Source organism: Peribacillus sp. P4_D6 (genome assembly GCF_056401795.1).
The window spans coordinates 1-21,828 of sequence record NZ_JBFUIQ010000070.1 but is presented as its reverse complement, the minus strand read 5'-3'; the positions used below and the strand labels follow the sequence as shown (position 1 = coordinate 21,828).

The following is a 21,828-nucleotide window of genomic DNA, read 5'->3' as shown; positions in this document are numbered from 1 at the left end:
GTGTAGTAATATGCATGTCAGGTTAATTGTTGATCATCCAATTAATGTCTGTAAGTAATAGATTCCATAACCGCTGGCAAAATTAAGAACCAGCAAGGCCACAAGAGGTGAAAGATCAATCATGCCAAGTGGCGGAATGAACTTTCTGAACGGTTCTAAATACGGTTCGCAAATTTTTTCCAAAAACTGACCGATTGATGTCTCCCTTGCATTGGGGAACCATGACATCAATATGTAAACGATTAATGCCATTGAATAAATTTCAATTAAATAATATAAACCCTGAAGCACTAGACCCATTAACCATTACCACCTCGCTTCTTCGTACTCCTCTTCGGCGGCGAAGCCGGTAATATTACCGGAAACATCGACGTTGTCCGGGGTACATAAGAATATATCTGTTCCTATTTTTTGGATATCCCCGCTGATTGCATAGACAGTCCCACTTAGAAAATCGATGATTCGCTTTCCTTGGTCATGCTGGATCCGTTGAAGGYTCACGACTACTGCGCGCCTGTTTTTCAAATGATCAGCTACCTCCTGGGCTTCTGCATAAGCACGCGGCTCCAATAATACTACTTTAGAAGATTTTTGTACGCTTTGCAAACTTACGATATTCTGATTGGTATTATTCCCTGCAGAAGCGGACTGCTGCTGTTTAGCTGACTTCACGACTTTTGGTTCAGCCTCCTCTTCTTCCACCACTTCTTCCCTGTACTCATACTCATCATCCAGCGCGAAATAAGATTTAAATTTTGATACGAACGACATCTATAGCGTACCTCCTTAAAATTATTCGCCTACAAGTGCTGTACCAATCCGGATCATTGTAGCGCCTTCCTCAATGGCAATCATGAAATCATTGGACATACCCATGGACAATTCAATACAGGGGGCATGCTTCAACTCCAAAGCTTGTATTTCAACCTGGATGCCTTTCAGTTTCCGGAAGCATTCCCGCAAAATCCGTTCATCATCGGTCAATGGAGCCATCGTCATCAATCCTGCAACATTCACCTTATCAAAAGCAGATAACCCTTTTATGAAATCAATAGTCGCTTCTGGATTCAGACCATGTTTTGATTCCTCACCAGATACATTCACCTGCACTAAACAGTTTATCGGCTCATTAGCGCGTTTTTGAATTTCTTCTGCCAAAGAAATGCGATCCAATGAATGGATATATGAAATTTTATCGATGACATTCTTAACTTTGCGTGTTTGCATGGAACCAATATAATGCCAGTTTGGCTTGTCCTTCAGCACTTTATATTTAGCCAATAGCCCTTCGTCACGGTTTTCGCCCAAATCAAGTATTCCCGCTTCCAATGCTTCATTCGCTCTCTCGACCGAAACATATTTCGTCACTGCGATCAACTTTATCGCTTCACGGTCCCTTCCACTATTTTCACATGCTATATTTATTTTTTCTTCGATGTTTTTTAAATTGTCCACTACTTTCACTGTTACTCTAAATCCTCCTTCCAACCGATAAAACTCATCAATCTGCCTGTCTTCCCGTTATCACGGCGATGTGAAAAAAACAATTCATGATCACAGCTTGTACAGTATGATGTAACGTCGATCTGACTATTTGGAATTCCTGATTTTTGAAGAATCAATGCATTAAGTTGCTTAAGGTCTAACTGATATTGTCCTTCACTGATTAAATTATAGGGCTTTTCGTCAATATCTACCAGCAAATTCTGCACTAAATCCATGACATAATCATCAACTACATAGCATTTTGAACAAATCGAAGGTCCAATAACAGCAAATATCTCACTTGCTTTTATACCCTCATTCAGCCATGCCTCAACCATCTTTCGTGCAATCCCATTAACCGTGCCCTTCCAGCCAGCATGTGCCACCCCAATCATACCATGTGCCGGAGCAAGAAAGTATAAGGGCACGCAGTCTGCATAGCAAAGGGTCAATAGAACGTTTGGGTCCTTCGTATAGAATCCATCAGTCGCTTTAAAGGCTGAATCATAATCCGCAGCACCTCTCCCGCAATCGCGGCTGGTAACCTGATGGATATTCGTTTCATGTGTCTGCTCGGCCCCTATCCATTCATTAAGCGGATACATCAGCTTATCGGCTATAATCCTGCGGTTTCCCTGGACATCACCAAGTTTATCCCCGACATGAAAACCGGTATTCATTGTTTGAAAATCACCTGTACTGACTCCCCCATTTTTTGTGGTGAAGCCCGCTACGAGCTGGAGATTTTTTTGTCTCCAGCTGTCAATGAGCATATATTGGTCTTTTATTAAAACAAATGGCTCTTTCATGCTATAAACCTCTTTATTTTTAGTCTAGTGTATCATATATTTGCGCCATGCACCTTTAGAAACGTTCATCTTTCAGTTCTCCTTGAAATACCGTCTGATGTTCAACAAGTATGACATCCGCACCGATCTTTTTTATTTTGCGCCATGGAATCACAATGTCTTGTTCTCTTCCAAAAAAGCCCATTAATCGGGTGCCATTTGAAACGACGATGGCCTCTATTTTCCCCGTGGCCGTATTTATTTCAAGGTCTGACATATTACCCAACTTCTTCCCATCCGCTATATTGACGATATCCTTTATTTGAAATTCTGAAATCCTGGTCACATCACTCAGCTCCTCAAAAATTCATCATAGATGAAGGTCCTATTCCTATGTATATGACAAGATGCGCTCAAGGATGAAGATTACGATAAATAAACGTCCCCGATTCACGATCCCTTCCGGAAGGGATTTTCAACAAAATAAAAAAGCCGCAATGGATAAGTAGCTATGAAGCGGGTATCGACATTTTTGCCCTGCCCGCTTCAGCTAACTTTTTCTCATGCTCAGCTTCTACTGTTGGATATTTTTATTCATTTGCTTGATTGCCGCTTTTTCCAAGCGGGAGACCTGTGCTTGTGAAATGCCGATTTCCTCGGCTACCTCCATTTGCGTCTTCCCTTGGAAAAACCGTTTGCGAAGGATCATTTTTTCCCGGTCATTCAACCGTCTCATGCCTTCATTTATAGCTATTTCATCAATCCAGGTACTATCTTTATTTTTTTCATCACTCAATTGGTCGAGTACATAAATCGGATCCCCGCCATCATTATAAATCGGTTCAAAAAGTGAAACTGGATCTTGTATAGCATCTAGTGCAAAAACAATTTCTTCATGAGGTACTTCCAACACCTTGGCGATTTCTTCAGCTGTCGGCTCACGAAGGGTCTGGCTTATGAGCTTTTCTTTTACCTGCAAAGCTTTGTAAGCGATGTCTCTTAAAGAACGGGATACCCGAATCGGATTATTGTCACGAAGATATCTTCTGATTTCTCCAATAATCATCGGTACAGCATACGTTGAAAACTTAACATTTTGACCTAGGTCAAAGTTATCTATCGACTTCATCAACCCTATACAGCCTACCTGAAATAGATCATCTACATACTCTCCCCGATTGTTGAAGCGTTGAATGACGCTTAGAACGAGTCGAAGATTCCCGTTTACCAGTTTCTCTCTTGCTGAAATATCGCCATCTTGCAGTTCTTTAAAGAGTTTTCTCATTTCTTCATTCTTTAAAACCGGTAATTTTGATGTATCCACACCGCAGATTTCAACCTTATTACGAGACAAAATTATTCCCTCCTCACAGGAGCGCTGTACAAAAAACAGTATTTCCGCGGGAGGAAAAAATATGCACATGGCTAGAACAGAAAATCCCGATTATTTTTCAATATTACTACCGAAGTATTGATTTGATTGACATTTAAGCACTTTATTTTTTTACACCATTTTATTAAATTCTTTACGAAGCCTCTTAATAATCCGTTTTTCCAAACGCGAAATGTAAGATTGGGAAATCCCCAGCATGTCGGCAACGTCCTTTTGGGTTTTTTCTTCTCCTCCTGCAAGTCCAAAACGGAGTTCCATTATCTGTTTTTCACGTTCCGATAACTGTGTAAGTGCTTTTGTCAGCAACTTACGGTCAACGTTTGCCTCAAGGTCTTTCGTGATAATGTCATCATCCGTTCCAAGTACATCGGATAACAGTAGTTCATTTCCATCCCAATCAATATTCAGAGGTTCATCAAAAGAAACTTCAGAGCGGATTTTGTTATTTCTGCGTAAATACATCAATATTTCATTCTCGATGCATCTCGATGCATATGTAGCCAGTTTTATTTTCTTCTCTGGATTGAATGTATTCACAGCCTTGATCAAACCTATGGTACCTATGCTGATTAAATCTTCAATGTTGATGCCTGTATTTTCGAATTTCCTGGCAATATAAACAACCAGCCTTAAATTACGTTCAATCAAGATCGAGCGTGCAGCTTCATCGCCATTTGGTAATTTATTGATCAGTATTGCCTCTTCTTCCTTTGAAAGGGGCGGCGGCAGTGCCTCACTCCCTCCTATATAAAATATTTCGTCCGTTTTCAATCCGAGCTTGAACAATAGTTTGTACCAAAAGTAAGTAAGCCGAAGAATGAATTTCTTCAAAATAATTCTCCCTTCTAATAAACGGATTATGGGTCAAATTCAAGAGTGAATCGATGGTTCAGGAGGCAGTTTGTACCGGTATGCCAGTTAACATCTTCGGGTGAACGATAGATTGATAGCTATTGTCGGGAGAGAGTTGTTGAAAGGTAAACGAAATGAGACCCTGCTTGACATGAAATTCTTTTTCTCCTTGAACGATTTTAATATAATCCGGTTTGATTGCGGTTAACAGCTGATGTTCATGACCTACGACTTTATAAGGGATGACACGCATTCTTCCTGTCCATGAATATTCGGGCTGCACTTCCTGACTAATCAGGGTATCGGGGTTTTTAAAGAGCTCTAGCATATCATTCGGAATACCCGTTTCCGAGCCTGAAAGAGAAATGATCATTACTGGGGAACGTGTAATCGGGTCATATAGTTGATTGCCGCTATCCACCAATCCATGAAACGTTCCTTCAAAGTCAGAAATTTTAACCGAGACCGAAACCATTTGTTCATGTGTAAGCTTGGTCATTTCCATCCCTTCTAATGTTCGCTTGGAAAATTGCCATGCGAGCGGGAACCCGATCATGACGAATATCCAGCTGACAGGGTCGCCAAAACGATTGATTCCGGCATATTGACCAGGGTCCTTGGACACGATTTGGAATTCAAATAGGTAGTGAAGTCCCAGAAGGATTCCTCCCGATAAAAATGTCACAAAATATAAAGTGGCCACCGATTTCACGAAAAGTTTTAGCCTATTAAACCCAAAGGTTGCCAGCACCATGACCATGGATACTAAAATCTTCATGTATACCCGGTCGGCAATTGCATAAAAAGGAGTGAATGCCAATACGATAATTAAGGAACCAATCAGTCCGCCGATGCACACCCGCCAAAGAGCTACCCTTCGTTTGAGAATGATTGCGGTCCAATATAAAAGGAGGCAGTCAAATAACCAATTCAATAACCAGATCACATCTAAATATAAAGTCAAACACCCTCCCCTCCTTATATGAACTAACCTTCCACTAGCAAAAAGTATAGCGTACCTGCCCTAAGAAAGTGTGTCACTTTTTGTACTGAAAACTTAAGAGTTTTTCAGTCATTTTTACCCTTTTTGTAGAAAATCAGCTATTGATATTTTCAATACTGCCTTAGAGACTATCCTGCTCCCTTTTACTTCTGTCGATTTATGTTATAAACGTTTAATAATTTCTCTCTCATCTTTTTACATTAATGAATGGAAGTGAGCAAAAGATGGAAGCTCCCTTCTGCCAGGCAACATCCAGCACAATCCCGTCTAGGGATGCATTTTATTAACGACAAAAAACCGTCCCCAAATGGGAACGGCATATGACGTCGTTATTAACGGCGTCTATTACGGTTACGGAGGAAGGTTGGAATATCCAAAGCCTCATCACCTTGATTGGCATTACGTGCAGGCTGTTCATTGACTTCTTCCCTCTTCACTTCACGCTTCACGTTAGACTGTGGCGTTTGTTGTGTCTGAGGTCTTGATTGCTGCTGCTGTCCGAGTGTTGGACGTCCAGTAGGCCGAATTGAAGCTTCAACCTCGTTAAAGCCTGTAGCAATTACCGTAACGACGATTTCATCTTTAAGGTTTTCATTGATAACAGAACCAAAAATCATGTTGACGTCTTGATCGGATGCTGTAGCCACGATATCGGCCGCTTCCTGGACTTCAAAAAGACTCAGGTTCGTACCACCGGTAATATTCATCAGTACACCTTGGGCGCCATCAATCGATGTTTCAAGCAACGGACTGGAAATGGCTTTTTTCGCCGCTTCCGCTGCACGGTTTTCCCCGGAGGAAATCCCGATTCCCATAAGAGCGGAACCTTTGTTGGACATGATCGTCTTCACATCGGCAAAGTCCAAGTTAATAAGACCTGGAACAGCAATTAAATCTGAAATCCCTTGTACACCCTGGCGAAGTACATTATCCGCTTCACGGAATGCTTCAAGCATTGGCGTGCTTTTATCGACGATTTCAAGGAGGCGGTCGTTCGGAATGACGATGAGTGTGTCAACCGATTCCTTCATGGATGAAATGCCGCCTTGTGCCTGTGTTGCACGTTTTCGGCCTTCGAAAGTAAATGGACGGGTAACTACACCCACTGTAAGGGCCCCTAGATCTTTAGCAATGCCCGCTATGACAGGAGCTGCCCCCGTTCCCGTACCGCCGCCCATTCCAGCCGTTACGAATACCATATCGGCACCTTTAAGCGCTTCTTCAATCTGCTCTTTGCTTTCTTCAGCAGCTTTTTTTCCTACCTCTGGATTGGCACCTGCACCCAAACCGCGTGTAAGCTTCCCGCCGATTTGCATTTTGATTTCTGCTTTTGATAGATTAAGAGCCTGTGCGTCAGTATTGACAGAAATAAACTCAACACCCTGTACACCATGCTCGATCATTCTGTTTACCGCATTGTTTCCGCCGCCGCCAACACCTATTACTTTTATCGTTGCTAATTGTTCTAGATTAGAATCAAACTCCAACATGACAATCCTCCTATTTTGACGAAATTCCCGATTCTTAATGATTGTTATTCAAAAAAGTAACCCAGGATTTTTTTGAATTTAGATTCACCTTTTTCACCTTGTTTTTTAGCCGTGTTCTCTTTATTTTTCTGAGAAACCTTCTGGCTGCGCTGGTCGTTATCTTCTTGAGCTTGTCCAGCTGCTACAGGAGTTTTATTAGCGGTGTTTTTTTGCATTCTCTCTTTCTTGCATGCGTGTTTAATCAAACCAACAGCCGTGGTGTATTGGGGTTCCCTAACACCGATGTAATTGGGTTCAGCTGTCCTTACTCGGTTTTGGAACACATATTGAGCTAGCTCCAGGACACCCGGCATCTTGACGACGCCCCCGGTCAACACGAAACCACCCGGTATATCCTGGAAGCCAAGTCTCTTCAAATCATCTTGAATCAACTCGAATATTTCGGTCACCCGCGCTTCAATGATATCCGAAAGCATTAACTGGTTGCAGGTCTGTTGCTGATCGCTGCCGATGATCGGTATTTGGAATACTTCATCTTCAGACGCGTCATCATAATAGGCATGTCCATGCTTTACTTTTATTTTCTCAGCTTCTTCCATAGTCGTCCTTAGAACGATGGAAAGGTCCTTCGTAAGCGTTTCCCCGCCTATAGGTATCACAGACGTATATTGTAAATAGCCTTGTTCGAAAATTGCCAGGGTCGTGGAACCTCCGCCAATATCGACAAGTGCCACACCAAGTTCTTTTTCATCCTTGGATAAAACAAGGGAACCTGCGGCTAAAGGCTGAAGGGCGATATCGGTTATTTCCAATCCTGCCCTTTCCACACAGCGCAGCGTATTATGTAAAATTGTCCGAAGACCTGTGATTAAAATCCCTCTCATTTCCAACCGGACACCTATCATGCCCCGTGGATCACTGATTTCATCAAGTTCATCAACTTTGTAGTGAATCGGCACCACGTCGATGATTTCCCTGTCGGATGGTATCGTTATTAACTCAGCTGCTTCCCTGACACGGAAAACGTCATGCTCGGTAATCTCTTTATTGTCACTGGATACCGCTACTACCCCATGACACGGCTGAAGCGTCACATGATTTCCACTTATGCCGACGATTACCTTTGTTATCTCCATCCCTATCATCCGTTCTGCTTGCTCTATAGCCTTTTGAATGGATTGGACGGTTTCATCTATACCGACGATCGAACCCTTTTTGAGCCCTTCTGATTTAACATTTCCTACACCGATTATATTTAATGTGTCATTGACCATTTCCCCAATGATAACTTTTACACTGGATGTACCGATGTCAAGACTTACGTATATTTCGTTGCTGTTCATTCCATGGCACCTCCTTCAGTTTATACATGTATTAGTAGAATAACATTTTTATATCGAAGACTTATACATTATAGAATAACAGAACTGTTTACAACAACTGACGAATTACATAGATAAGCGTTTCATTTTGTATTTCCCGAACAAAACTCGTACTTTATGGTGCATATTGTTCGCTTCTCTACGAGACTGATTTACTAAAAAAACTAGATACTGCCATAAACTATTCGTCATTTATAACTTAATTCCCTTTAAAATTATAGATTTTTTTTCTGCTTTTTCCGGGAAATGGACCATTTTTCAATCAGGATCCTTCTAATCAGGGCAATATTTTGAAAGAGCCTGACACCGAATACAAAGATTGCGGCTAAATATAAGTCTACACCAAGATGTACACCTAGAAAAGCCAAACCTGCGGCTAAAATGATATTAAAGAAGAATCCTGTTACAAATACAACTTCATCATAAAGATTTTGCAAATGAGCCCGTATCCCCCCAAATAATGTATCAAAAGCAGCAAGCACGGCTATGGAGAGATAATTTGAATATTCATGGGGAATATCAAAATCCACCAAAAAACCAAGGGTGATTCCAATCAACAGACCAAAAACTGAAAGCCACATCACGATTCCCCCCCATCCATAATGGGCTCCATATGTTCCACGTTAATAGCATTTTGGTAAGCCGGCAATGTCAACTCGCCGGAAGGCACCTTAATCTGCACTTCAAAATTGTCTATAAAGAAATCATCCATAAGTTCGGAACCTTCAATGCGCTGCTTCAGTCTCTTTGGATTCACGGTTATTGCCTGCATTTCGACCGGGTAATGAACCAGAGGGTATCCGTCCATTTTCGGCTGCCCATTAATATCACGAATAACCGATGTTGATATATACCTTTGTCCTGAAATGGAAATTTCGTCAGCGCCATACCTATACATTTCATTAATGAGCCGAATGATCAATACTGGTGAAATATACTCGACCTTCTCACCAAGAAGGATATCGGCTTTGATAGGCTGTATAGATACGATTACCCCATTACCTCTTATTTCGGTCAAACCTGCGTCAGTCTTCAATTCGGTCAGGGTGTCACGCAAGACTTCTTCTTTACTCTCATTTTTCTTTGTTTCATAAGATGCTATTTTTCCCTCAAGCTTACTGATACCCTCTATTAATTCTGCCTGGGTCTGCTGTTCTTTCAATAAATCATTTTTCAGTTCCCACATATCCCTTGTATCGGATACGACAGGCTGATTCACCAAATTGAATTGAATAGCGAGCATGAAGCCAGCAATCAACGTTACCAAACTAAAAGAAAGCTTTTTTTTCATTTCCAGTTTCTCACCAATCTTTCATCGAATCCGGCGGTCACGATCACCCTCCAATAATTGGATCAAAAATGATATTCTTTTGCTTTTCCACTGTAAAGATAATATTCTCATTAACCAGCTGTTCCTTGATGCCACCCGGTAAATCCAGTGAAGCACCCAGGACTTCCGGGTCCCCTATCGCAGATATGATGAAGGGAGCAGGATGCTGATGGCCATCGATTGTAATCACAGGCCCATTACAGATTATGTATGAATCATGATTTAACCTTTGGCCGTTAATTGCAACAGCCTCTGCACCTGATATGTATAGTTCATTGACGACCTTGAAGACATGCTGTTCATGGACGAGGTAATTATTAACATTGGCTTCTGATTCCATATCTGTACCATCTTCAAGCGTCACCTGAAGGCCTGAGCCTTTCACTTTCACTTTTCCGAGAAACATTCGGTATTTTTCCGTTTCCTTTGCCAAATTGAAAAAAAGCTGCTTTTCCTGAGCTAGGTCTTTTTCTATTTGGGATACATTTTCTTGCTTCTGGAGGAGTTCCTTCTGAAGTTCCCGGTTCTGCTTCTCTTGTTCGATCAGCTGCTGCCTGAGCTCATATTCCTGGTCCCAGGCTTTGTCCTTCCCTGCACCTTCACCTTCTTTGGTCAGATTGTAAGAGAAGGCAATCATGAATCCGAGAACCACGCAAACCAGGGGTAAAACCACCCGGTTGCCATTAATTTTCCTCATTGGTGTCTTCCTTTTGTTCAGCGTCTTCATATGCTTTAAAATAAGAACCCACTTCCAGATCGATGACTCCCTTTACATTTGGATCCAGCTGRCTGACTATCGATGGATAGTGAATCATTTTCTCGTATAAAGTCCGGCTTGTCGCACTTACTTCAAACCCATCGTTCATGAACATGACGATATGGTATTCATCGGTTTTTGTAGGAGCGTAATGAATTTCCGAAATGGCATTCTGAATCTCGTCAGGAAGCTTGTCCAGCTCTTCTAAAAGCAACTTTAATGCTTTACCCTCTTTGAAACCAATTAAAACAGGGGCAAATACTGGAATTTCTCCTGTTGCTAACTCCTCTAAAACGGACCCGTTTTCCAAAATGGGTGCAAACTTTCCATTATTGGACAGATATGCCATCCTGTTATGTTCCGAAACCGTAATTTTAATGGAATTAGGAAATACCGGTGTCACCTTAACGCTTTTTATTTCTTGATTTTTTTTGATATTGGCTGCCGCTGTCCCTGTATCAACCTTCCAGATGCTTCGATCCTTCTTCACCTTACTCAATTTAATGATCTGTTTGGAAGTAATATAACGATTCCCCTCTACCTGCACGGATTTCACATAGCTCAACGGGGATAGGAAATATAGCACACAAGCAACAAGAATGAAGAAGAGGGACAGCAAAAGAACAAGTCGCCTGTTTGCTTTGCTTTTTCTTAATTGTTTTAATTTCGGGATGCGGTCCTCAATGGAAACGATTTTTCCCTTTTCCATCCCCTTCACCTCTTCCTGAAAAAATGGATGGTTCTTGACAGTGCGAAATCAAGACAAACTCAATATTATGTTCTTAACAAACTTTAAAGGTAACACATTATATCACAATATTTGGATATAATGAATCCCGTTATTTTCTTCCGATAATTTCCACTTCTGTTTCCATTTCAACTTCAAATTTATCATATACAGTATCCTTCACATGCTGTATCAAGGCTTGAACATCCGCTGCACTTCCATTACCTGTGTTAACGATGAAGTTCCCGTGCATCGGTGAAATCTGGGCTCCCCCAATAGAATGTCCCTTCAGGCCTGCATTCTCGACCAATTTACCAGCATGGTGTGGAAGTGGATTCCTAAATATGCTCCCGGCACATGGAAGATTATATGGCTGGGTATCTTTACGATAATTCTTGTTATTTTGCATTCTTTCAACGATTTCGGTTTTATCCCCCTCTGTCAATTGAAAAATTGCTTCCAGTACGATACCGGGTCTTTTCTTCTGAAGCAGAGAAGTTCGATAAGAAAACTCCATTTCCTCTTTCGAAAGCCAAGCCAGAGTTCCATCTTCAAAAAGAACATGTGCCTGCTTGAGTATTTCACTCATATCGGAACCATGTGCACCAGCGTTCATATAGACCGCTCCGCCGACGGAACCAGGAATCCCACTGGCAAATTCCAATCCTGCATATCCTTTTTTACTGATTTGTACGGAGAGGCTGACAAGTGATACCCCAGCTCCTGCTTTGATCTCCGTCCCATTTATCTCGAGATGATCAAGACCTCTACCCAATTTAAGCACGGCACCTTCAATTCCGCCATCACTGACCAGCAGGTTCGAGCCCCTGCCGATCACCCTCCACGGCATCCCATTTTCTTTGATGACCTGCATCGTTTTTTCTATATTTTCAATGGATGACGGCACGATGAATAAATCAGCCGGCCCCCCAATTTTCATAGTTGTATGATTTGCAAGCGGTTCCTGTTCAAGAACTTTGCCGATTTTCATTTCAGTTAATTGCTTTATCACATTATCCATGATAAACCTCCTTGTTGTTCCAAAATTCCAAGTTATAATTTTCATTTCCTCTTCCATGAGGTCACTTATATTACAAGATTAATAACGCCTTTTTAGCAGAAAAATGAACAGAAGCAAGCCCCAGTACGGCCTAACCCTCTTATACTATAGTCTAAACAAAGACGTATTGCCAATATTTATTGTGGATTCCCCAACATTCATACATGGTAATATTTAAGCGGCATTTCATTTATTTCTAATTTTCGGCAAGCCCACCCAAAAAATCGTTTTTCCTGGAAGGGTTTTCAACGTAAAAAAGGGAAGCCCTGCGTTCAACAGGACTTCCCTTTTGCCAAACCACATTTTTTTCTTATTTCAGAACCTCGAATATCGGCTAATATTCAGGAGCACCCCAATCGCCATCAACATGAGCGTCAGCGATGAACCGCCATAACTTAAGAGGGGCAAGGTGATCCCCGTAACCGGCATAAGTCCCGTTACCACCCCTATATTGATCATCACTTGAATGGCGACCATTGCAATGATTCCTACCGCTACAAGGCTCCCGTATAAATCAGGGGCACCAAGTGCGATCCGAATGCCCCGCCAAAGCATTAGCGCAAATAATAAAATGACAAGAGAGCCCCCGATGAAGCCAAGTTCCTCGGAGAGTATGGCAAAAATGAAATCAGTCTGCGGTTCGGGTAAATAGAAAAACTTTTGGCGGCTTTGCCCGAGTCCCAATCCGAACAACCCCCCTGGCCCGATTGCATAAAACGATTGAATCATCTGAAATCCACTGCCCAAAGGGTCTTCCCATGGATCCAGAAAAGACGTGATCCTTTTTATCCGGTAGGGCGCTGACAAAATCAGACCGATAAAACCTGCTACCCCAATTAGCCCCAAGCCGACAAAATGACTGATTCTTGCCCCGGAAATAAAAATCATGACAATGCACGTTCCAAMCATTACCGTTCCCGTTCCAAGGTCTGGCTGTAACATGATCAAACCAAATGCCAAAAACACTAAACCCAAGGATGGAAGCATCCCTTTTTTAAAGGAAGTGATCAGCTTTTGCCGTTCTGATAAAAACTTAGCTAAAAAAGCGATCATCGCCAGCTTCATGAACTCAGAGGGTTGGACCGAAAAAGCACCTACACCAATCCAGCTCCTCGAACCATTTCTCGCCATCCCTATACCTGGTACAAGCACAGCCAGTAACATAATGAAACAAATGATGATAAGGATTTTGGCCYATGTCCGCCACGTCCAGTAATCCACATTCATGATGAAAAACATGGCTATGACACCGACGCAGGCAAAAAGCAACTGCCTTTTAGCAAAATAAAACGAATCATCAAATTTATATGTTGCCCAAATGGCACTCGCGCTGTAAACCATGATTAATCCAACAGTCAAAAGACTTAAGGTGACGATAATGAGAATGAGATCAGGATTCGATTTTTTTAATGGCACGGACATCCACCTCTAGGAAGTTTTTAGCCTACGAATATAAACATCAGTGCTGATTGCTTGTCAGCACTTTAGTCAAAAAAAAAGCGATAACGGCTCATTATCGCTTTTTTTCATGGTGTCAACGTAGAAGCAGGTTCACTTCTCTCTGCGAAAGCTCTTACTTAAGTTTATGCACGGCCTCCATAAACATGTCTCCTCTTTGCTCAAAAGTTTTATATTGATCCCAGCTTGCACAAGCCGGGGAGAGAAGAATACAGTCGCCTTCATTTGATAATTCAAATGCAGCCGGTACGGCCTTTTCTACATTATCGACACGTTTTATATTCGCTATTCCTATTTCTTTGGCTACCCGTTCAATTTTTTCCGCCGTTTCGCCAAAAGTTATCACGGCTTTGACATTTTTCATCGCCGGTTTCAACTCATCAAATTCATTTCCGCGATCCAGACCGCCTGCCAATAAGATGACCGGTTCCGTAAAGGATGTTAACGCTTTGGATGCTGCAAGAATGTTCGTCGCTTTCGAGTCATTATAAAATTTACGGTTATCGATCGTTGCCACGAACTGCAGACGGTGCTCCACACCATAAAATGTTTTCAATACAGTCTGAATGGCTTCATTAGCTACACCCTTAAGCTTGGCCGCTGAGATGGCGGCGAGTACATTTTCCAAATTATGCTTCCCGGGAAGGGCTATCTCTGAAACTTCAATGATTTTTCCCCCTCGGAAACAGGCGGCACCATCTTCCACATAGGCTCCATTCTCATGTTTCACTTCAGCTGAAAAAGGTACAAGTTGAGCCTTGGTCTCTTTCGCCATGGATAAAACAAGATCTTGATCTGCATTATAAATCATGAAATCTGTTGCTATTTGATTTTTCGTGATGGCAGCTTTTGCTTCGACATATTCCTGTTTGGAACTGTGATAATCCAAATGTGCATCATACAAATTTGTCACGATTGAGATTTCAGGACGAAATTCGTCTATTCCCATTAACTGAAACGATGATAATTCTATGACGATCGAGTCATCTGGTTTTGCATGTTCAGCAACACCAGAAGCCACTGTCCCGATATTACCGGCAATCAGCGGGGATTTTTCACCGGACTTCAACATTTCGTATATCAATGTTGTCGTGGTCGTTTTCCCATTTGTACCAGTGATTCCTATGAAAGGTGCTTCACTTATCTGGTAGGCCAGTTCAACTTCCGTGATAACAGGAATCCCTTTTTCCAATGCCCCTTTTACGATAGGGTTCCGATAGGGGATTCCCGGATTTTTCACGATCAGCTCGAACCCCTCATCCAGAAGCTCGATTGGATGACTGCCGCAGATGACTTTGATTCCCTGTTCAAGAAGTCCTTGAGCCTCAGGATTTTCCGATAATGGCTTCATGTCATTAACCGTCACGAAAGCACCTAATTTATGTAGAAGCGAAGCTGCCATCACTCCGCTTTTTGCCAAACCCAATACTAATATCTTTTTCTCTGAATACTTTGCAGTCTCTTTCACTTATATCCACACCTCTAAATAGATTCCGAGTACCGCACACAGCAGCCCCACTGTCCAGAAAGTGACGACGACACGCCATTCCGACCAGCCGGAAAGCTCATAATGGTGGTGAAGCGGACTCATTTTAAATATACGTTTACCAGTCGTTTTAAAAGATCCTACCTGAAGGATGACCGAGAGCGTTTCAATGACGAAGACTCCGCCAATGATTACCAGGAGGATTTCAAGCTTCGTTAACAAGGCGATGGTTGCGATCGCTCCCCCAAGGGCCAAGGAGCCCGTATCCCCCATGAAAACCTTTGCCGGGTGTGCATTGAATACCAAAAATCCGAGTACTGCACCGACAACCGCCACCGAAAAAATGGCGACATCATATTGTGACTGACTCCAGGCCAAAATGGCAAAAGCACCAAAGGCAATGGCTGATGTCCCTGAGACAAGTCCATCAAGCCCATCCGTCAAATTGACGGCATTCGAAAAGCCTACCAGCCAGAATATAACGATGAACAGATAAAACCAGCCAAAATCAAAAGCAAAGTCAGTGCCTGGAATCGTCAATTCAGGATTAAAACGGTCTGTCTGCTTGAAGACGAAGTAAAAGATGACCGAAATCACAATTTGTCCAAGCAGTTTTTGCTTGGAAGTCAGTCCCAGGTTACGCTTCATGACCACTTTGATGAAATCATCAAGGAAACCTAATAAACCAAAACCTAAAGTAACGAATAATAATAAATACGTTTCGGTTGAAGGTGCCGAAAATTTCAAAGTCATGACTAGTGTAGCGATGGTAACAGATAATAATATGACCAAACCGCCCATGGTGGGTGTTCCCGTTTTTTTCAAATGCGATTGCGGGCCTTCTTCCCTAATACTTTGCCCGAATTTCAATCTTCTTAAAAACGGGATGAAAATCGGCGAAAGAAGAACGGTTACTAAAAACGCCACCAAAATCGTATAAAAAATCACTTGTTCCAACATTCCTTATTCCCTCATTCCTAACACAATTCAAATATTAAATTCTGCTTGATGTCTTTTCCTATTTTGTTGCAGTGCAATTTCAGCATTGGTTCAAACTGAACCCAAACGACTTTGAATCGCCTTTTCCGCTTCCTCACGGTCATCGAAGTGAAGCACTTCGTCACCGACCAATTGATAGGTTTCATGACCTTTTCCAGCAATTAATATAACGTCGCCCTCTTCCGCCTTGGAAACTGCGTAAGCTATCGCCTGCCTGCGGTCTTCAATAACCGTATATTCTTTGCCTGCTACACCAGCTTCCATATCCCGGAGGATCTGGGCAGCATTTTCACTGCGTGGATTATCCGAAGTGAAGATCGGGTCAGTCGCCAAGCTGCATGCAATTTGCGCCATGATTGGACGCTTTGTCTTGTCTCGGTCCCCGCCGCAGCCCACTATCACGTAAATTTTCTTTCTAGCAAACTCACCAACAGTCTTCAGAACATTTTCCAAACTGTCCGGAGTATGGGCATAGTCAACAATGACCGGGAAGTCCTGATTCGCTGAAATGAGCTCAAAACGGCCTGCAACACCTTTTATATCCTCGATGGATCTAATTGTCTCATCCAGATCGTTACCGGCGCACAAAGCAGCAGAGATGGCAGAGAGTACATTATAAACACTGAATTTACCAATTAGCTTCAGCTGAATGTATCGCTCTTCTTTACCTGCTGTCAAGGTGAACGATGTGCCATTTGCATCAATTTTTATATCTTTGGCCCTGATATCCGCTTCATTGTCTATGCCGTATGTAACGACTGTAGCGGCAGTCGCCTTAATGAAATCGGCAGTTGCCTCATCATCAGCATTAAGCACAGCATATTTAGGGCGATTTTCTATGTAAGCATTACCAAGCTGTGAGAAAAATAAGGATTTTGCCTGCCGGTATCTGTCCATGGTTTTATGAAAATCCAAATGATCCTGTGTGAGATTCGTAAAGACGGCAATATCATAATCACAGCCATGTACGCGCCCAAGCTCAAGTGCATGCGATGAAACCTCCATAATGGCCGTGGAGACGGTTGCTTCGGCCATTTCATGAAAAGCCTTCTGCAGTGTAACGCTATCTGGCGTCGTATTCTTGGTTTCATATACCGTATCGGCGATTTTTGTATACATCGTGCCAATCAAGCCGGTTTTTTCATGTCGATCCTCGAAAATCTTTTCCAATAAGTGACTGGTCGTCGTCTTTCCATTCGTTCCTGTAATTCCGATCAAGCGCATCTTTTGAGTCGGATGGCCATAAAATGCATCGGCAAGAACCGCCATCGCCCTGCTCGAATCCCTGACTACGATCACGGGAACATCGAGGTCAAGCGGCCTTTCGGCAATGACTGCTGCAGCTCCATGCTCTACAGCAAGTTGGGCAAAATCATGACCATCGACTGTATAACCTTTTATACAAACAAATAAACTTCCGTCTATGACTTTACGGTTATCATTTTCAATGGAGGTGATTTCAGGATTTTCTCCTTCATACGTAAATAAGGAGTGTAAATAAGATAGTAATTTGTGAAGCTTCATTTTTCCATCCCTCTCAACTTAATTTGAGGATTCATTATATGTGATTAGCCTTGGCTTGTCGAGAAACCAATTTCAATTATACGGGGTTATCCCGACTCCGTAAACAAAGCGGCTGATGAATCTTCAGCCGCTTTAACTATTCATATATTATATTATACTTATTCTGTATTTTCGCCAAGATAAATTCTTATTGTAGAGCCTTGTTTTACTTTAACACCTGGATCTGGGGCTTGATTTATGACTTTATCCCCATTTCCGGCAATATCAAGCTTAAGGTCGATGAGCTGGGTTTGCAACTCTTTTTTGCTGAGACCCACGACGTCTGGTACCTCGACCATGACGGGATCCGTCCAGACCGTCTCCTTCTCAATCTGGTTTTTCCTTGGCTTGACGCCCATGGCCCTAAGTGAATCCTCCATGATATTCCCAACGATCGGTGCGGCAACGACCCCACCGAATTGTACCGTTCCTTTCGGATTATCCACAGCTATATAAACGACGATTTGCGGATCATCCGCTGGAGCGACACCAATGAATGAGAGAATATAATTATTTTCAAGGTATCTGCCATTTTCAGCTTTTTGGGCTGTACCCGTTTTCCCGCCGACGCGGTACGACTCCACGAATGCTCCTTTACCGCTTCCTTGGGCGACAACGGATTCAAGCGCTTCCCGGACTTTCTTCGAGGTTGCTTCTGAAATCACCTTTTTCTTCGCCTGAGGGGTCTTTCGCATCAGCACTTCCCCATTTTTTGGATTCACGAGTTCCTTCGCGATATATGGTGTATACAAAGTCCCGCCATTCACGGCTGCCGATACCGCTGTCACCTGCTGAATGGGCGTTACGGCTACACCTTGTCCAAACGCAGTAGTTGCCTGCTCTACCGGACCCACTCGATCCATGTTGAACATGATTCCTTTTCCTTCTCCTGTTAAATCAATTCCCGTCTTTTGCCCAAAACCGAAATCATTTATATATTTAAACAGCTTGTCTTTACCAAGCCGGTTCCCTAATTCTACAAAACCCGGGTTACATGAGTTCTCGACCACTTCAAGAAAAGTTTGATCCCCATGCCCTCCGCTTTTCCAGCAATGCAGCGTTGATCCTGACACTTCCACATGTCCGGAATCATAAAAATGTTCCTTTTGTAAGTCGACCTTCCCTTCCTCAAGCGCCGCAGCAAGCGTGATGATCTTAAAAGTCGATCCTGGTTCATATATACTCCAAACTGGTAAATTACGATTATACACTTCCGAGGGAACATTTTGAAAATTGGCAGGGTCGAAGGTTGGCCTGCTGGACATTGCCAATATTTCCCCAGTGTTCGGGTCCATTGCAATGGCAATTATACCATCGGGATCATATGTCGCCTCCGCATTATCGAGCTCCCTCTCCACTATTGTCTGGATTTTGCTATCGATGGTCAGCTTCAAATTATCTCCATCAACAGGGGGCTTATAGTCATCGGCCATATTCTCAAGCCTTTTCCCTTTCGCATCGGAGTAAAATTTAACGAATCCTTTTTCCCCGCTTAGTTCCTTATCATAAGACAATTCAATACCCATCAACCCTTGATTGTCAGAGCCTGTAAAGCCAAGAACATGTGAAAGGTATTCACCAAATGGGTAATGGCGCTTTGAATCTTCAGCGATGTATACGCCCTTTATCCCTAATGCTTTAATTTCCTTCGCCTTTTCGTGAGATATCTTTCTGCCTTCCGGAATTCTGACGCTCATCGCCTGTTTCGTTAACCATTGATAAGCCTTTTCCTTTGTCATATCCAATATTGAAGCAAGCTGTTCCGCCGTCTCCCCAGGATTCTCAATCTGTCTAGGGATGACATAGACTGTTGGCGCAGATATATTCGTTGCCAGCTCGACACCATTCCGATCCAGGATTTCTCCTCGTTTGGCTTCAAAAGGAATATTCCTGCTCCAGGAATCTTTAGCCAGCCCCGTCAACTTATCCCCTAGATAAAACTGTACAATTCCCAATCGGATATCAATGATAAAAAAAACTACGATACCGATCGCCAATGCGATTGCCAGCCGTTTTCGGACAGTAACATTCGAAACACGCAAAAACAGGCACCTCCATTTCATACATGCTTCAATATATGCTTGTCTACTCGATGCTAGACTAGAAACTTTGAAAGAAACAAAGAGGGAATCCATTTGGATCCCCTCTTTATCTTCACTCTGTTTTCTCTTTTGTCGGTATATCTTCACCAGCCCCATCAGGCTGGGATAATTCAATATTGAAGGTTTCCCCTTCATTTACCTTTTTCCCGGCCTTAAGACTCTGTTTACTCACGTATCCAGTACCTTCGGTTTTCAGATCCAGTTTTGCAACCTTAGCCAATTTCATGACATCGCGCAAGGACCATCCCTTCATGTCAGGAACTTTCATTTCGCCTTCCGTCCTGAGGATTATCTTTTCACCTTGTAAGAGTACACTCCCCGCTTTCGGGGATTGGTCGAGCACTTTACGTCCAYTTCCGATCATACTTACATCATAACCAAGTTCCTTCAGTTCTGTAACAGCTGAACTCTCGGTTTGATTCGTATAGTCTTTGATTTTATTTGCTTTTTGTTTTTTAACTTCAGAAGGTTTTATGTTTAGATATTGCAGGCTATTTTGCATGACAGGATTAAATATCTCTGACAATGGATCAGCCCCAACATAAGATACACCTAACTTGGGCTGCTTGACCGCCACATACATGACCAACTGCGGATCATCTTTTGGAGCCATTCCTAAAAAGGAGAACACATAGTTATTTTTCCCTTCTAAATATCTACCTGTCGGACCCGCAATTTGTGCAGTACCGGTTTTCCCCGCTACTTGATATCCATCAATGGCATATTTTTTCCCTGTTCCTTTTTTCGCGGAAATTACCGTTTCCAAATAATCACGTACTTGTTTTGCAGTTTCTTCCGAAATCGGTTGCCCTGTCACTTTCGGCTTGGTCGTTTTCAAAATTTTTCCGGTATCCTGATCGGAAATGCTTTTTATCACGTACGGCCGCATCATTTTTCCGTCATTGGCTATTGCGGATGCAGCTTGGATTTGTTGAATCGGTGTAACGGTCGAACCCTGTCCAAAGGAGGTAGTCACTTTTTCAAGCTTATACTTGTATTGAATTTTACCGGTTATCTCGTTTGGCAGGTCAATTCCCGTTTTTTTATCAAATCCGAACTTAGTCAAATACTCACGGAACGTATCGGCTCCTATTTTATCCATTGCAAGTGTGGCAAAAGCGACGTTCGAGGAACGTTGAACCCCTTCCAGAAAGGTCATGCTCTTTCCTCTTTCGATTCCGCTATGATCCCCGATTTTACCCGATCCGGCTTTGTAGGTTCCTGCAACAAAGCTTTCATTCGGATTAAAGACCCCTTCCTCAACAGCCGCGGCAAGGGTGAATGTTTTCATGGTTGAACCCGGTTCGAAGGTTTCTTCAATTGCCAGGTTACGCCATGTATCCGTTAGCCCGACTTTCGTTGTCGGATGGAAGGTGGGCCTTTGCCCCATCGCCACAATCTCCCCCGTTTTGGGATTGGAGACAATCGCTATGATTTGTTCGGGATCATATTTTTCCTGCACTTTGCTCATCGAGTCTTCCAAGAATGTTTGTATTTTCTTGTCGATCGTAAGCATGACATCATTGCCATTATCAGGTGCAACGACCTTTTCCTTCTTATCCGGTAAGAGGAAACCCCATGAGTCACTGTCATATGTCAGCTTCCCATCCGTTTCCTGCAATTCTTTATTGAGGTACCTTTCGATGCCGAACTTACCAGCCATTTCTCCCGTTTCTTCATCCTTTTCTACATAGCCAATCAGATGGGAGGCGAAAATCCCATTCGGATAAAAACGTTTATTCGTCCTTCCGAATGTAATTCCCGGCAGTTCCAAATTTTCTATTTTCTGCTTGACGACCTGAGTCAAATCCTTGCCGGCACTGCCAAACTCCACTTGGTATGCCCCTTTTTTCGTAAGTCTTTCATAGATGTCCTGTTCATCCATGTCGATATATTTAGCAAGCTCATTCGCGGTCTTCTCCGGATCCTTGACATGCTCCGGTTCCTTTTCAC

At 42.7% G+C, this 21,828-nt stretch carries 21 protein-coding genes; all 21 read right to left on the bottom strand.

The window, feature by feature from the left end; all coding sequences use genetic code 11:
- Nucleotides 1-33 precede the first annotated feature (33 nt).
- The gene (locus AC1DVB_RS18085; protein ID WP_034313862.1) at nt 34-300 is read right to left on the bottom strand and encodes a YggT family protein; all 267 of its coding nucleotides are present in this window, start codon (nt 298-300) and stop codon (nt 34-36) included.
- A 6-nt stretch (nt 301-306) separates the two neighbouring features.
- Entirely contained in the window at nt 307-771 is a 465-nt protein-coding gene (locus AC1DVB_RS18080; RefSeq protein WP_477590287.1) for a cell division protein SepF, read from the bottom strand.
- A 21-nt stretch (nt 772-792) separates the two neighbouring features.
- Nucleotides 793-1,464, bottom strand: coding sequence for a YggS family pyridoxal phosphate-dependent enzyme (locus AC1DVB_RS18075; protein WP_328118709.1), 672 nt, complete (start codon nt 1,462-1,464; stop codon nt 793-795).
- 2 nt (nt 1,465-1,466) lie between these two features.
- On the bottom strand, nt 1,467-2,294 hold the full coding sequence (gene pgeF / locus AC1DVB_RS18070) for a peptidoglycan editing factor PgeF (RefSeq protein ID WP_454862189.1): 828 nt from the start codon (nt 2,292-2,294) through the stop codon (nt 1,467-1,469).
- Nucleotides 2,295-2,349: 55 nt separating this feature from the next.
- Complete coding sequence (locus tag AC1DVB_RS18065) at nt 2,350-2,619, bottom strand: YlmC/YmxH family sporulation protein (protein WP_034313870.1); 270 nt, start codon at nt 2,617-2,619, stop codon at nt 2,350-2,352.
- A gap of 228 nt (nt 2,620-2,847) precedes the next feature.
- On the bottom strand, nt 2,848-3,627 hold the full coding sequence (gene sigG, locus AC1DVB_RS18060; protein ID WP_034313871.1) for an RNA polymerase sporulation sigma factor SigG: 780 nt from the start codon (nt 3,625-3,627) through the stop codon (nt 2,848-2,850).
- A gap of 150 nt (nt 3,628-3,777) precedes the next feature.
- Nucleotides 3,778-4,497 (bottom strand): RNA polymerase sporulation sigma factor SigE, encoded by a 720-nt coding sequence (gene sigE / locus AC1DVB_RS18055; protein WP_034313874.1) that lies wholly within the window; start codon nt 4,495-4,497, stop codon nt 3,778-3,780.
- Between the two features lie 58 nt (nt 4,498-4,555).
- Nucleotides 4,556-5,482 (bottom strand): sigma-E processing peptidase SpoIIGA, encoded by a 927-nt coding sequence (spoIIGA, locus tag AC1DVB_RS18050; RefSeq protein ID WP_057278441.1) that lies wholly within the window; start codon nt 5,480-5,482, stop codon nt 4,556-4,558.
- A gap of 371 nt (nt 5,483-5,853) precedes the next feature.
- Nucleotides 5,854-7,011 (bottom strand): cell division protein FtsZ, encoded by a 1,158-nt coding sequence (gene ftsZ / locus AC1DVB_RS18045; RefSeq protein ID WP_034313879.1) that lies wholly within the window; start codon nt 7,009-7,011, stop codon nt 5,854-5,856.
- Between the two features lie 44 nt (nt 7,012-7,055).
- Nucleotides 7,056-8,354 (bottom strand): cell division protein FtsA, encoded by a 1,299-nt coding sequence (gene ftsA, locus AC1DVB_RS18040; protein ID WP_057278442.1) that lies wholly within the window; start codon nt 8,352-8,354, stop codon nt 7,056-7,058.
- 254 nt (nt 8,355-8,608) lie between these two features.
- A complete protein-coding gene (locus AC1DVB_RS18035) occupies nt 8,609-8,974 on the bottom strand; it encodes a small basic family protein (protein WP_034313884.1) in 366 nt (121 codons plus the stop codon).
- Complete coding sequence (locus tag AC1DVB_RS18030) at nt 8,974-9,684, bottom strand: DUF881 domain-containing protein (protein WP_095678863.1); 711 nt, start codon at nt 9,682-9,684, stop codon at nt 8,974-8,976. The genes AC1DVB_RS18035 and AC1DVB_RS18030 overlap by 1 nt, the downstream gene beginning before the upstream one ends.
- Nucleotides 9,685-9,727: 43 nt before the next feature.
- Nucleotides 9,728-10,420, bottom strand: a complete 693-nt coding sequence (locus AC1DVB_RS18025) for a DUF881 domain-containing protein (RefSeq protein WP_057278443.1) — start codon at nt 10,418-10,420, stop codon at nt 9,728-9,730.
- Nucleotides 10,407-11,189 (bottom strand): cell division protein FtsQ/DivIB, encoded by a 783-nt coding sequence (locus AC1DVB_RS18020; RefSeq protein ID WP_063576911.1) that lies wholly within the window; start codon nt 11,187-11,189, stop codon nt 10,407-10,409. Before AC1DVB_RS18020 ends, AC1DVB_RS18025 begins: the two co-directional genes overlap by 14 nt.
- Nucleotides 11,190-11,319: 130 nt before the next feature.
- Complete coding sequence (gene murB, locus AC1DVB_RS18015; RefSeq protein WP_063576912.1) at nt 11,320-12,228, bottom strand: UDP-N-acetylmuramate dehydrogenase; 909 nt, start codon at nt 12,226-12,228, stop codon at nt 11,320-11,322.
- A 354-nt stretch (nt 12,229-12,582) separates the two neighbouring features.
- Nucleotides 12,583-13,689, bottom strand: a complete 1,107-nt coding sequence (gene spoVE, locus AC1DVB_RS18010) for a stage V sporulation protein E (RefSeq protein ID WP_477590282.1) — start codon at nt 13,687-13,689, stop codon at nt 12,583-12,585.
- A gap of 151 nt (nt 13,690-13,840) precedes the next feature.
- A complete protein-coding gene (murD, locus tag AC1DVB_RS18005) occupies nt 13,841-15,193 on the bottom strand; it encodes a UDP-N-acetylmuramoyl-L-alanine--D-glutamate ligase (protein WP_477590280.1) in 1,353 nt (450 codons plus the stop codon).
- Entirely contained in the window at nt 15,194-16,171 is a 978-nt protein-coding gene (gene mraY, locus AC1DVB_RS18000; RefSeq protein WP_034313901.1) for a phospho-N-acetylmuramoyl-pentapeptide-transferase, read from the bottom strand. It abuts the gene before it with no gap.
- 90 nt (nt 16,172-16,261) lie between these two features.
- A complete protein-coding gene (locus AC1DVB_RS17995) occupies nt 16,262-17,734 on the bottom strand; it encodes a UDP-N-acetylmuramoyl-L-alanyl-D-glutamate--2,6-diaminopimelate ligase (protein WP_230135380.1) in 1,473 nt (490 codons plus the stop codon).
- Between the two features lie 158 nt (nt 17,735-17,892).
- Nucleotides 17,893-19,815, bottom strand: coding sequence for a stage V sporulation protein D (locus AC1DVB_RS17990; RefSeq protein WP_034313905.1), 1,923 nt, complete (start codon nt 19,813-19,815; stop codon nt 17,893-17,895).
- A 112-nt stretch (nt 19,816-19,927) separates the two neighbouring features.
- The coding region (locus AC1DVB_RS17985) for a penicillin-binding protein (protein ID WP_477590277.1) at nt 19,928-21,828 on the bottom strand (1,901 nt) is incomplete at its 5' end.